This is a genomic window from Jannaschia sp. Os4, from assembly GCF_016820245.1.
Taxonomy (GTDB): domain Bacteria; phylum Pseudomonadota; class Alphaproteobacteria; order Rhodobacterales; family Rhodobacteraceae; genus Jannaschia.
The window spans coordinates 568,343-581,016 of the sequence record NZ_JAFCAR010000003.1; the positions used below are offsets into that span (position 1 = coordinate 568,343).

Annotated in this window: 12 protein-coding genes; 4 read left to right on the forward strand and 8 right to left on the reverse strand. The window is 72.4% G+C overall.

What is annotated here, in order from left to right:
• The first annotated feature begins 1 nt into the window (after window position 1).
• Window positions 2-811 carry a type III pantothenate kinase gene (locus tag JQC91_RS07820; protein ID WP_203286240.1) on the forward strand — a complete coding sequence of 270 codons (810 nt, stop codon included), beginning with the start codon at window positions 2-4 and terminating at the stop codon, window positions 809-811.
• Window positions 804-2,474 (forward strand): ribonuclease J, encoded by a 1,671-nt coding sequence (locus JQC91_RS07825; RefSeq protein WP_203286241.1) that lies wholly within the window; start codon window positions 804-806, stop codon window positions 2,472-2,474. Before JQC91_RS07820 ends, JQC91_RS07825 begins: the two co-directional genes overlap by 8 nt.
• A 93-nt stretch (window positions 2,475-2,567) precedes the next feature.
• Here JQC91_RS07825 and JQC91_RS07830 read toward each other — a convergent pair whose 3' ends face one another.
• The 6 genes from JQC91_RS07830 to JQC91_RS07855 all read right to left on the reverse strand — a co-directional run bounded on the left by JQC91_RS07830 (window position 2,568) and on the right by JQC91_RS07855 (window position 8,348).
• The gene (locus JQC91_RS07830) at window positions 2,568-4,082 is read right to left on the reverse strand and encodes a DEAD/DEAH box helicase (protein ID WP_203286242.1); all 1,515 of its coding nucleotides are present in this window, start codon (window positions 4,080-4,082) and stop codon (window positions 2,568-2,570) included.
• Window positions 4,083-4,286: 204 nt separating this feature from the next.
• Window positions 4,287-4,901: an exopolysaccharide biosynthesis protein gene (locus tag JQC91_RS07835; protein WP_203286243.1), complete on the reverse strand. Its 615-nt coding sequence runs from the start codon at window positions 4,899-4,901 to the stop codon at window positions 4,287-4,289.
• Window positions 4,902-4,961: 60 nt separating this feature from the next.
• Window positions 4,962-5,462: a hypothetical protein gene (locus tag JQC91_RS07840; RefSeq protein ID WP_203286244.1), complete on the reverse strand. Its 501-nt coding sequence runs from the start codon at window positions 5,460-5,462 to the stop codon at window positions 4,962-4,964.
• Between the two features lie 101 nt (window positions 5,463-5,563).
• Window positions 5,564-6,010 (reverse strand): hypothetical protein, encoded by a 447-nt coding sequence (locus JQC91_RS07845; RefSeq protein WP_203286245.1) that lies wholly within the window; start codon window positions 6,008-6,010, stop codon window positions 5,564-5,566.
• A 107-nt stretch (window positions 6,011-6,117) separates the two neighbouring features.
• Window positions 6,118-6,729 carry a hypothetical protein gene (locus tag JQC91_RS07850; RefSeq protein WP_203286246.1) on the reverse strand — a complete coding sequence of 204 codons (612 nt, stop codon included), beginning with the start codon at window positions 6,727-6,729 and terminating at the stop codon, window positions 6,118-6,120.
• Window positions 6,726-8,348, reverse strand: a complete 1,623-nt coding sequence (locus JQC91_RS07855; RefSeq protein ID WP_203286247.1) for a peptide chain release factor 3 — start codon at window positions 8,346-8,348, stop codon at window positions 6,726-6,728. The genes JQC91_RS07850 and JQC91_RS07855 overlap by 4 nt, the downstream gene beginning before the upstream one ends.
• Window positions 8,349-8,423: 75 nt before the next feature.
• On the opposite strand from JQC91_RS07855, the gene JQC91_RS07860 reads away from it, so the two are divergent.
• Together JQC91_RS07860 and JQC91_RS07865 are read left to right on the forward strand one after the other, a co-directional pair.
• Window positions 8,424-8,792, forward strand: coding sequence for a nuclear transport factor 2 family protein (locus JQC91_RS07860; protein ID WP_203286248.1), 369 nt, complete (start codon window positions 8,424-8,426; stop codon window positions 8,790-8,792).
• A gap of 1 nt (window position 8,793) precedes the next feature.
• Complete coding sequence (locus JQC91_RS07865) at window positions 8,794-9,444, forward strand: phosphatidate cytidylyltransferase (protein WP_203286249.1); 651 nt, start codon at window positions 8,794-8,796, stop codon at window positions 9,442-9,444.
• A gap of 181 nt (window positions 9,445-9,625) precedes the next feature.
• Here the strand turns inward: JQC91_RS07865 and JQC91_RS07870 are convergent, their stop codons facing one another.
• Complete coding sequence (locus JQC91_RS07870; protein WP_203286250.1) at window positions 9,626-11,062, reverse strand: aldehyde dehydrogenase family protein; 1,437 nt, start codon at window positions 11,060-11,062, stop codon at window positions 9,626-9,628.
• On the reverse strand, window positions 11,059-12,606 hold the full coding sequence (locus JQC91_RS07875; protein WP_203286251.1) for an ABC transporter ATP-binding protein: 1,548 nt from the start codon (window positions 12,604-12,606) through the stop codon (window positions 11,059-11,061). The genes JQC91_RS07870 and JQC91_RS07875 overlap by 4 nt, the downstream gene beginning before the upstream one ends.
• Between the last annotated feature and the right edge of the window lie 68 nt (window positions 12,607-12,674).

Genomic DNA, 12,674 nt, shown 5'->3' on the forward strand with positions numbered 1-12,674 from the left:
CATGTTGCTCGCCATCGACTGCGGCAACACGAACACCGTCTTCGCCATCCTCGACCTCGGACGGAACGGGGGCGACCGCACCGTCGCCTCCTACCGGATGAAGACCGACCACGCCCGGACAGCCGACCAGTACTATGGCTGGCTGCGTAACATGATGAACCTCGAAGGCGTGGAGGCGACGATCACCGCCTGCATCGTGTCCTCCACGGTGCCGCGTGTCGTCTTCAACCTGCGCGTCCTGTGCGACCGCTACTTCGACCTCCGGCCCCGCGTGGTGGGCAAGCCCGACTGCGCCCTCCCGGCCGAGCCGCGCGTCGACGCCGGCACGACTGTCGGCCCCGACCGCCTCGTGAACACGGCCGCGGCCTACGACCGGCACGGGGGCGACGCCATCGTCGTGGACTTCGGCACCGCCACCACCTTCGACGTGGTGGACCACGACGGCGCCTATGTCGGCGGGGTCATCGCGCCCGGCGTGAACCTCTCGCTGGAGGCGCTGCACATGGCCGCCGCCGCCCTGCCGCATGTCGACATCACCAAGCCGCAGGCCGTGGTGGGCACTAACACGGTGGCCTGCATGCAGTCCGGCATCTTCTGGGGCTACGTCGGCCTCATCAAGGAAATCACCGCCCGCATCCGGGGTGAACGCGCCGATCTCCTGAAGGGCGCGCCGATGAAGGTGGTGGCGACGGGGGGCCTCGCGCCGCTCTTCGCCGCCGCCGAGGACCTCTTCGATGCGATCGAGGACGACCTGACGATCCACGGCCTGACCGTGATCCACCGATACAACGAAGGACTATCGAATGGCTGACCGCCTCATCTACCTCCCGCTGGGGGGCGCCGGCGAAATCGGCATGAACGCCTACGTCTACGGCTACGGCAAGCCGGGGAAGGAGCGCCTGATCCTCGTGGATCTGGGCATCGGCTTCTCCGACATGGACACCACGCCCGGCGTCGACGTGATCCTGCCCAACCTCGACTACCTGACCGACAACCTCGACCGGCTGGAGGCAATCTTCGTCACCCACGCCCACGAGGACCACGTCGGCGGCGTGGGTCGCCTGTGGCACCTGCTCAAGAAGCCGGTCCACTGCCGCAAGTTCACCGCCAACATCGCGGCGCGCAAGATGGACGACGCGGGCGCCGACACCGACGCGCTCCACGTGGCCGAGCCCTTTCCCGCGATGGTCGAGGCGGGGCCGTTCAAGGTGGGCTTCCTGCCCGTCTCCCACTCCATCCCCGAGAACTCGGCGCTGGTGATCGACACGCCCGCCGGCCGCGTCATCCACACGGGCGACTTCAAGGTCGACCTCACCCCCGGCGTGGGCGAGCCCTTCGACGCCGACCTCATCCGCGAGGCCGCGAAGGACGGGGTCCGCGCCCTCGTCTGCGACTCGACCAACGTGTTCTCCAAGCAGGAGGGCCGGTCCGAGGCCCTCGTCGGCCCCGAGATCCGCGAGCTGGTGAAGTCCTGCGAGGGCATGGTCGTCGCCACCACCTTCGCCTCCAACGTCGCGCGCCTGCAGTCGCTGGCCGAGGCGGGGCGCGACGCGGGCCGCTCCATCTGCCTGATGGGCCGCGCCATGCGCCGCATGACCGAGGCCGCCGTCGAGACCGGGGTGCTGACCGACTTCCCCGCCACCATCTCGCCCGAGGAGGCGGCCGACGTGCCGCGCGGCAACCTCATGCTGATCGTCACCGGCAGCCAAGGCGAGCGGCGCGCCGCCTCGGCCCAACTCTCCCAAGGCAAGTACTTCGGCATGGAGATGGCCGAGGGCGACACCTTCCTCTTCTCCTCCAAGACCATCCCCGGCAACGAGGTGGAGGTCGGGCGCATCATCAACAACTTCTCGGAGATGGGCGTCGACGTCGTGACCGAGGAGGACGGACTCTACCACGTCTCGGGCCACGCCAACCGGCCCGACCTCGTGACGATGCACAACCTCGTCGACGCGCAGATGGTCATCCCCATGCACGGGGAGCACCGGCATCTGCGCGCCCACGCCAAGCTGGCCGAGGAGCTGGGCCGCGCGGGCGTCGTCGCCCCCAACGGCAGCATGGTGGACCTGTCGGGCAACCGCCCGCAGGTCGTCGAGCAGGTCGAGACGGGCCGCGTCTACATGGACGGCAACGTCCTCGTGGGGCAGTTCGACGGCGTCGTCCGCGACCGCATCCGCATGGCGCTCAACGGCCTCGTGGTCGTCTCGGTCATGGTCGACGAGGGCGACGAGGTGATGGAGGACGCGTGGGTCGAACTGCGCGGCCTGCCTGAGGTCGGGTCCGGCAACGAGGCGGTGTCCGAGGCCGTCGAGGCCGCGCTGGCCCAGAACCTCGCGCGCGTGGACCGCAAGACGGCCGACGACGACGAGAAGCTGGAGGCGATGGTCACCAAGCGCGTGCGCCAGGTGGTGCAGGACCTGACGGGCAAGCGCCCCGAGGTGGCCGTCCTGATCACGCGGCTGATGGCGGACTGACGCCCGCGAACGAAGAAGCCCCCGCCGAGGCGGGGGCTTTCTCGTTCCGGCGGCGCCGTCCCGGGCCGATCGCGGGGCGGCGGTCCGAGCGGGTCAGCTCGCCTCCCGCCGCTCGTCGAAGCTCATCCCGATGAAGTCCGGCACGTGGTCGCCCAAGCCCATGACCCGGTCGCCGCCTCCCCCACCGGAGCGCCCGCGGCCCCCGCGCGAGCGGCGCGATCGCTCCTCGCGGGGCTCCTCGCGCTGCGGCTCCTCGGCCTTCGCCTCCACGGGCGCGTCCTGCGCCTCGGCGGGGGCGTCCACGTCGGCCTTCGGCGCGTCGTCGTCCTTCTTGCGGCGGGAGCGCGTCCGGCTGCGGGAACGCTTGCCCTCCTCGGGCGCCGCGTCGTCCGACGGCTCCGGCGCCGCCTCGGGCTTGCCCTTCGCCCCGTCCCACGGGTTCTCGCCTCGCGGGATCGGCTGGCCGATCAGCGCCTCGATCGCGTCCACGTACTTGTCGTCCGCCGGCACCGCGATCGTGTAGGCCACGCCCGTCTTGCCCGCCCGGCCCGTCCGTCCGATCCGGTGCACGTAGTCCTCGGCGTGGCTCGGCACGTCGAAGTTGAACACGTGGCTCACGTTCGGGATGTCGAGGCCCCGCGCCGCCACGTCGGAGGCCACGAGGAACCGGACCGACCCGTCGCGGAAGCCGTCGAGGGTCCGCATCCGCACCGACTGGTCGAGGTCGCCGTGGATCGGCGAGGCGTTGTAGCCGTGGCCCTTCAGCGACTTGGCCACCACGTCGACGTCGACCTTGCGGTTGCAGAAGATGATCCCGTTCCGGCAGTCCTCGCCGTCGCGGTCGATCAGGCTGCGCAGGATCGCGCGCTTGTCCTTGAACGCCACGTCCCGGCGGCGGGCGGAGTGCTGCACCAGCACCTGCGTGATCGTCTCGGAGGTGGTGTTCTGCCGTGCGACCTCGATCTTCACGGGGTTCGACAGGAACTTGTTGGTGATCCGCTCGATCTCCGGGGCCATCGTGGCCGAGAAGAACAGCGTCTGGCGCGTGAAGGGCGTCAGCTCGAAGATGCGCTCGATGTCGGGGATGAACCCCATGTCGAGCATCCGGTCCGCCTCGTCGACGACCATGACCTGCACGCCGGTCAGCAGCAGCTTGCCGCGCTCGAAGTGGTCCAGCAGGCGGCCCGGCGTGGCGATCAGCACGTCCACGCCCCGGTCGATCAGCTGGTCCTGCTCCTTGAACGAGACGCCGCCGATCAGCAGCGCCTTCGTCAGCTTTGAGCCTTCGGCGTACTGGTCGAAGTTCTCGGCCACCTGCGCGGCCAGCTCCCGCGTCGGCGCGAGCACGAGGCTGCGCGGCATCCGCGCGCGGGCGCGGCCCTTCGACAGCATGGTGATCATCGGCAGCGTGAAGGCCGCCGTCTTGCCCGTCCCGGTCTGGGCGATGCCCAGCACGTCGCGTCCCTCCAGCGCGGGGCCGATGGCGCCCGCTTGGATCGGCGTGGGGGTGGTGTAGCCCGTAGCCTCGACGGCCTTGAGCACCTTGGGGGAGAGGTTGAGGTCCTTGAACGCCACCTGCGGGGCGTCGGTCGTGGTCTCGTCGGTCATTGGCGTCCTGATGTGAGGTCCGGATCGGTCCGGCCCTGTGGAGGAGCGCCCGGTTCCTTCGCGCCCCATATCGGTCGTGGCCCGCGCCTTCGCGGGCGCGGCACCGCTAGCAGAGGGCCGCGAACCCGTCAAACGAGGGGCCGGCCCTCATGGCAGATCGGCATCGCGCATCATTCTTGCAAGGGGGATCGCCGCGCCGCCGCATCAGCCGAGGCCCGGCAGGAACGCCCAAGGCGGCCACGGCATCAGCCAGACGATCACGCCGACCGCAGGGACCAGCATCGCGGCGGCGGTGGCGACCAGCACGCCGTTGTTCGCCGTCAGTCCCAGCCCGTACACGGCGACCGGCACGGCCAAGGCGGCGGGCAGGCCGGGGATCGCGCCGAGCGCCACCATCGTCGCCCCGATGACCATCAGCACGACCCCGCTCGCGTGGAGCACGGCGCCCGATTGGGTCAGGCCCTCCCAACGGTGGCCTGCGAGGTCGCCCAGCTTGCGCGCCCACGGCTTCGCTTTCTCGACGCTCGCCTCCAGCTTGTCGGCGGGCACGCAGCGCTTGGCGATGAAGTCGGGCAGGCGGATGCCGTCGCGTCCGTTCAGCACCTGCCAGCCCACGACCGCGAGGATCGCGCCGATCACGGCGGGGACGCCCGGGATCATGCCGACGGGGAGGATCATGGCGACGGCCGTCACGAGGAGGATCGGGCCGAAGCTCCGCTCGCCCAAGCCCTGCACGACGTCGCGCACCGAGACCTGCTCGTTTTCCTCGACCACGGCGTCGATCTGCTCGACGACCCCTTCGACCTCGTTGCTCGCCATCGCTCGCACCTCCGGTACCGGGAGTGAACGTGCGCCGATTCGCGCGGGTTCCGATCCCCCCTAGGCGCCCGGCAGCGCCACGACCGGACGATAGCCCGCCGCGATCACCGCGCGGGTGACGGGGTTGGTCAGCACGGCGACCCGCCCGCGGGGCAGGAGGCGGGGCGGGGCGTAGCCGCCCGGGCGCCACGGGCGGAGCGCGCCCCCGTGGACCAGCGCGGGGCCGTCCACGTCCACGAAGGTGCCGTCCGGGAGGTCCGCCGCCCCCGCCGCGTCGCGCCGCAGCCGTCGCGCGCCCGGCACGGCCCGCGCGGCGTGCAGCATCGCGTCCATCTCCGGGGCCTTCGCCGCCCCGTGGGCCCGCGCCCACGCCGCGCGCCAGCGCAGCCAGTCCGACCGGCGGCAATAGGCGCAGGGCCGGTGCCCGGCGGCCAGCGCCACGGCCTCGTCGTGGAAGAAGAGCTCGGTCCACCGCCGCCCGGTCATCACCGCGCGCCGCCGTCCCTGCCAGTCGAGGGTGCACGCGATCCAAGCGCGGTGCCGCCAGAGCGCCGGACCCATCGTTCGGTCGGCGACGTGCAGGATGCCGCGGTTGCCCGTCAGCGTCCCGCGCGCGGCGTCGGCATGGATCGTCCCGTCCGGGCGGACCCGGTTGCGGAGCGTCAGCCCTTCACCACCGCGCCAGTCATGTAGAGGGCTTGGAAGGTCTGCGGATCCTTCAGCGCGTGCAGCGACCCGCGCAGCACGACGCGCTTGGTCGCGTCCTCGCCGATCTCGTCGACGGCGATGGGCTCGGCCATCGACACCTCGATCGCGGTGCCGTGCTCGGACGAGCCGCAGAACGGGCACATCCCCGCCTCGGGGACGAGCATCCAGTCCGCCGTCTCCGCGCCGAAGCCGAGGGGGACGAGGTAGCCCGCGATCTCGAACTCGTCGACGCCGCCCGCGATCTCCGCGGGGAAGCGCTTGATGACGGCATAGTCGTCGCCGGAGATCACCTCCTCGCGCTCGATCCCCTCGATCAGGCTCCACGCCGGGTGGACCTCCTCGGCCCAGGCGGGGGTCGTGGTGGCGGCACCGATGGTGACGAGGGCGGTGAGGGCGCGCATGGGGATCTCCGTCCGATTGGATCGCGGTCGGCCGGACAATGCCGCGCCGGGCGGAAAGGGCAAGCGCGGCGGTCCGGATCGGCGAAGGAACGCCGTCGATCCGCGCGTCATGGCTCCCCGTCCGCATAGGCCCGGAGCCGCGCCAAGGTGAGCCTCTGGTTGTCCAGCTTGAACGCGGTGATCGTCGGGTCGGTCGCGCCCGACAGGCTTCGGTCCGTCTGGAGGGCGAGCCACCCGACGAAGGCGTCCGCCGTGTCGAACCGCCGAAGCGGAGGATAGGTCGGCCAGCCGTCCTCCACCTCGGCGACCCAGAACTCCGTCGTCCCGGTCCACCCGTAGAACAGCCCTTGGCCGCAGTGGTATCGGTGGAGGTAGGCCAGCGCGCTGCCATCGGGGGTCTCGCGCCCCCGTGCGTCCGCGACGAGGCGGTCCGCGACCCGGCGCGCTAAGGCCTCCCCGACGCGGGGGGCGTCCGAGTTCCGGGCCGCATGGCGGGCCAGCGGAATGCCCAGCGCGGCCCCCGCGAGCACGGCGCCTCCCGCGACGTGGGAGCGCACGAGCGTGGCGGCATCGGCGGGAAGGCGGCGCAGGAGGCTCCACCGCTCGCCGGAGGGCAGGGGCAGGGCGTAGTTCGCGCGCATCGCGGCCCGGTCCGCCGCCATCCGGGCGAGCGCCGCCTCCCGCAACCGCAGCAGGTCCGCGAGGGGGTCGTCCTTCAACCGGCCATCATCTCCTTGGTCGCCGACAGCCGCACCTCCGGAAAGTCGCGCTCGACCCGGTCGATGTCCCATTGCAGGCGCGTGAGGAACACCGGGTCCCCGTCGTTGTCGGTGGCGATGTGCTGCTTGTTCTTCTCGATCAGCGCGTCGACCGCGTCCTTGGGGCCGTGGACCCAGCGGGCCGAGGTGAACTGCGACGGCTCGAACCGGACGGGCAGGCCGTACTCCCCCTCGATGCGCGAGGCGAGCACCTCGAACTGCAGCGCGCCGACGACGCCGACGATGTGGCCCGAGCCGAAGGTCGGCTTGAACACCTTGGCCGCGCCCTCCTCGGCGAACTGGTCGAGCGCCTTGTCGAGATGCTTGGCCTTCATCGGGTCGCCCGCGCGGCAGGTCTGCAGAAGCTCCGGCGCGAAGGAGGGGATGCCGGTGAAGCGCAGGGCCTCCCCCTCGGTCAGGGCGTCGCCGATCCGCAGCTGCCCGTGGTTCGGGATGCCGATGATGTCGCCCGCCCACGCCTCCTCGGCCAGCTCCCGGTCGGAGGCGAGGAACAGCACCGGCGACGAGATCGCCATCGGCTTCTTGGACCGCACGTGGGTCAGCTTCATGCCCCGCTCGAAATGCCCCGACGCGAGGCGGACGAAGGCCACGCGGTCGCGGTGCTTGGGGTCCATGTTGGCCTGCACCTTGAACACGAAGCCCGAGACCTTGCCCTCCTCGGGCGCGACCTGCCGCGGCTCGGCGCGCTGCGGCTGCGGCGGGGGGCCGAACTCCGCGATGCCGCGCATCAGCTCGCGCACGCCGAAGCTGTTGATGGCCGAGCCGAACCAGATCGGCGTCAGCGTCCCGTCGAGGAAGGCCTGCCGGTCGAAGGCGGGCATCAACTCCCGCGCCATCTCGACCTCCTCGAGGAAGGTGTCGAGCAGGTCGGCGGGCACGTGCTCGGCCAGCTTGGGGTCGTCCAGCCCGCTGATCTCGACGGTCTCGGCGACGGTGTTCCGGTCCGCCCGGTCCATCAGCTCCAGCCGGTCGTGCAGCAGGTCGTAGGTGCCAACGAACTCCCGCCCGCGCCCGATCGGCCACGAGGCCGGGGTGACGTCGATGGCGAGGTTCTCCTGGATCTCGTCGACGATCTCGAAGGTGTCCCGGCTCTCGCGGTCCATCTTGTTGCAGAAGGTCAGGATCGGCAGGTCGCGCAGGCGGCACACCTCGAACAGCTTCTGCGTCTGGCTCTCCACCCCCTTGGCCCCGTCGATCACCATGACGGCGGCGTCCACGGCGGTGATGGTGCGGTAGGTGTCCTCGGAGAAGTCGGAGTGGCCCGGCGTGTCCACGAGGTTGAAGCGGTATTGCTCGTCCCCGCGCGCGAAGTCGAAGGACATGGCCGAGGCCGAGACCGAGATGCCGCGGTCCTTCTCCATCTGCATGAAGTCCGAGCGCGTGCGCCGCGCCTCGCCCTTGGCGCGCACCTGTCCCGCCATCTGGATCGCGCCCCCGTAGAGGAGGAACTTCTCCGTCAGCGTCGTCTTGCCCGCGTCCGGGTGGCTGATGATCGCGAAGGTCCGGCGCCGCCCGATCTCGGGCGGCAGGGCGGGGCGGTTGGTCTGTCCGTCGGGCATGGGCGGGCAGATAGGGGATCGGCCGGGGATGCGGAAGGCATGTGCTAGAATGGCGCGCCGACTCAGGAGGGTGCCATGGAGATGCGCGAGATCGCGGACGAGCTGGTGAAGGGCTGCCGGGAGGGGCGCGAGGGCGAGAACCTCGGGCGCCTCTATGCGGAGGACGCCGTCAGCGTGGAGGCCGCCGACAATGGCGGCGGGCGGGTGACGGAGGGGCTGGACGGCATCCGGGGCAAACACGCGTGGTGGGACGCGAACTTCGAGGTGCACTCGGCCCAGGTGTCCGACCCGATGCCGCACGGGGACGACCGCTTCGCCGTCATCTTCGAGATGGACGCCACGGAGAAGGCCTCCGGCCAGCGCTGGCAGATGAAGGAGGTGGGCGTCTACCACGTCGCGGACGGCCGCATCGTGCGCGAGGAGTTCTTCTACGCCCAAGGCTGAGATGGACGCCTACATCGCGGGTCTCGGGCTGCTCGCGGCGGCGAGCGTGGGGCTCGTCCTCCTCGGGGGCCGGGCGTCCGAGGGCACCCGGCGGGAGCTCCGGGCGCGGATCGCCTCGTGGTGGGGCATCGCCGCCGCGCTGGGCGTGGCGGGGGCGCTCCTGTTCCTGCCGCTGCTCGCCTTGTCCGCCGCCGCATGGTGCGCGGGCGAGGCGGCGCGGGTGCTGCGCGCGCGGCCCGGCCTCGCGGCGGTCGGGAGCCTCGGCTTCGGTGCGGGGGTCGCCTCGCTCGCGTGGCTGCCGCCCGAGCGCATCGCCTTCGTCCTTGCCGCCGTCTGGGTCTCCGACGTGGCGCAGCACGCCGTGGGCAAGCTCGCGGGGCGCACCCCCTTCGCGCCGCGCCTGTCGCCGAACAAGACGTGGGAGGGGACGGGCGCCGGGCTCGCCGCGGGGACGCTGGCGGGGTGGGCGCTGGGTGCGCCGTGGCTCGGCCTTGCCTGCGCCGTCGCGGGCATCGCGGGCGGGCTGGCCGCCTCGGCGCTCAAGCGGAGCGCGGGCGCGAAGGACTGGGGCCGCGCATTGCCGGGGCATGGGGGGCTGCTGGACCGGCTGGACGGGGTCGCGGCGGCCGCGCCTCTGGTCCTGCTGATCTAGACGCCAGCGCGATACGGCCGCGCCAGCGGCCCGCGCATCGCCGGGCCGTCCCCCGGCCCGGCGATCTTTCTCAGTTGGTGCAACGCCAAGGCGTAGTGCGGGGGTGAGGGAAAAAGCGCCCCACGGCGGGGTCGGATCGCCGCGCCGCGGCCCTGCGATGCGCTCCCGTCACGGGCAAGGATCACCCATGCAGCGCCGCCACCGTCTTGACCGTCGAGAAGCCGTAGAGCGCCTCGAACCCCTTCTCCCGCCCGTGGCCGGACTTGCCCATCCCGCCGAAGGGCAGCTCCACGCCCCCGCCCGCGCCGTAGTTGTTCACGAAGACCTGCCCGCAGCGCAGGTCCCGCGCCATCCGCATCTGCCGCGCCCCGTCGCGGGTCCAGACGCCCGCCACGAGGCCATAGTCGGTGCCGTTGGCCACCGCGACGGCCTCCGCCTCGTCCTCGAACGGGATGATCGCCTGGACCGGGCCGAAGATCTCGTCGCGCGCGAGCACGTGGCCCGGCGCGACCCCGGCGAGCAGCGTCGGCGCGACGTAATGGCCGGGCGCGTCCGTCACGACCTCGCCCCGCGCCGCGATCTCTAGGTCGGCGCCCCTCGCGAGGAATCCCTCGACGATCCCCTTCTGCCGGGCGGAGATCAGCGGCCCGACGTCGAGGTCGTCCACCGCGCGCCCCACCCGCAGCGCGCGGTAGGCGTGGGCCATGCGGTCCGTCACCTCGTCCAGCACGCCGCGCTGCACCACGATCCGCGAGGCGGCCGAGCAGGTCTGCCCCGCGTTCTGGATGCCCGCCCGCACGAGGAAGGGCAGGGCGGCGTCGAGGTCGGCGTCGTCGAACACGACCTGCGGGGACTTGCCGCCCAGCTCCAGCGTCACGGGCACGACGTTGCGCGCGGCGGCGGCCTGCACCGCCTCGCCCGTCGCCACCGACCCGGTGAAGGAGACGTGGTGGACGCCCGGATGCCCCGCCAAGGCCGCGCCCGCCTCGGCCCCCAGCCCCGGCACGACGTTCAGCACGCCCGGCGGCAGGCCCGCCTCCTCCGCCAGCCGGGCGAAGGCCAGCGCGGTCAGGCACGCCTCCTCGGCGGGCTTGAGGACGCAGGCGTTGCCCATCGCGAGCGCCGCGCCGACCGAGCGCCCTATGATCTGCATCGGGTAGTTCCACGGCACGATGTGCCCCGTGACCCCGTGCGGCTGGCGCAGGGTGTAGACGGTGTAGCCGTCGAGATAGGGGATGGTCTGGCCGTGCACCTTGTCGGCGGCGCCGCCGTAGAACTCGCAGTAGCGGGCCAAGGCCACCGCATCGGCACGCGCCTGCGCCAGCGGCTTGCCCACGTCCATCGCCTCCAAGGCGGCGAGGTCGTCCACCCGCGCCTCCACCAGCCGCCCGAGGCGGGACAGCAGCCGCCCCCGCTCGGCGGCGGGCGTGCGCGCCCAGCCCGGCGCGGCGGCGGTTGCGGCGGCCACGGCGGCGTCGATCTCCGCCGCCCCGCCCTTGGCGATGGCGCCCACGGTCTCGCCCGTCGACGGGTCCTCGACCGGCAGCGTCGTCGTGGCCCGCACCCAGCGGCCCCCGATCCACATCTCGGTCGGGTCGAACCAATCCGTGACCTTCATGCCCACTCCTCCGGGATGCGCGGCGCCGCCGCGATGAGTTGCCTCGTGTAGTCGTCCTGCGGCGCGTCGAACACCGCGCCCGCCTCGCCCCGCTCCACGATCCGCCCCGCGCGCATCACCAGCACCCGGTCCGCGATGGCCCGCACCACCGTCAGGTCGTGGGAGATGAACAGGTAGGACAGGCCCAGCCGCCCCTGCAGGTCGTCCAGCAGGTCCAGCACCTGCGCCCGGACGCGCACGTCCAGCGCCGAGACCGCCTCGTCCAGCACCAGCACCTCCGGCTCCGTGATGAGCGCGCGGGCGATGGCGATGCGCTGGCGCTGGCCGCCGGAGAACTCGTGCGGATATTTCGCCGCGTCGTCAGCGTGCAGCCCAACCGCCACCAGCGCGCGGGCCACGCGGTCGCGCCAGTCCGAGGGCCGGCCCGTCAGGTGGAACGGCTCGGCCACGAGGCGCGCGACGGTCCAGCGCGGGTCGAAGCTGCCGTAGGGGTCTTGGAACACGACGCTGATCTTCGCCCGGTCCGCGCGCGTCATCGCCGCCCCGCCGGGTCGGCCCATCAGCGCGACCGTCCCCCCGTCCGGGCGCTCCAGCCCCAGCAGCAGCCGCGTCAGCGTCGACTTCCCGCAGCCGGACTCGCCCACCAGCCCGAGGCTCTCGCCCCGGTGCAGCACCAGCGACACCCCGTCCACGGCCCGCGTCGCCCCGTAGGTCCGGCGCAGGTCGCGCACCTCCAGCACGGGGGCCTCCGCGACGGGGCGGGGCGCGCGCGGCGGGGGGCGCGAGGCGGCGAGCAGGTCGCTTGTGTAGGGCTCCGCCGGGGCGGAGAGAACGTCCCGCGTGGCCCCGGTCTCCACCACGCGCCCCGCCTTCATCACCGCCACCCGGTCCGCCATGCCCGCCACCACCCCGAGGTCGTGGGTCACGAGGATCATCGCCATCCCCTCCTCCGCCACCAGCCCGCGCAGCAGGTCGAGGATCGTGGCCTGCGTCGTCACGTCCAGCGCCGTCGTCGGCTCGTCGGCGATCAGCAGGCGGGGGTGGCGCGCGATGGCCATGGCGATGCAGACCCGCTGCCGCTGCCCGCCGGACAGCTCGTGCGGGTAGCGGTCGAGGCCGATGGCGGTCAGGCCCACCCGGTCCAGCCGGTCGCGCGCGACCCGCATCGCCTCGGCCCGGGGGGTGCTGCGCAGGCGCAGCGTTTCGGCCACCTGCGCGCCGATTGGGTGGACGGGGTTGAGCGCGGTCATCGGCTCTTGGAAGATCATCGAGACGTCGTCGCCCCGGACGCGGCGCATCTCCCGCTCGGGCAGGGCGAGGAGATCGGTGCCGTCGAACGTGGCATGGCCCTCGGTGCGGCAGCCGCGCGGCAGCAGGCCCATCAGCGCCAGCGCCGTCATCGACTTGCCCGAGCCGGATTCGCCCACGAGGCCCAGCACCTCGCCCGGCGCGACCGCGAGGGCGACGTCGTGGAGGATGGGGATGCGATGGATCGAGAGGTTCAGTCCCTCGACGGCGAGCAGGTGTTCGGACGTGTCACGCATCGCTCGCACCTACCGCCCGGCGGCCACGCCGGGCAGCGCCCGACCCTCCCCCCGGGAGGGCGCTGTGG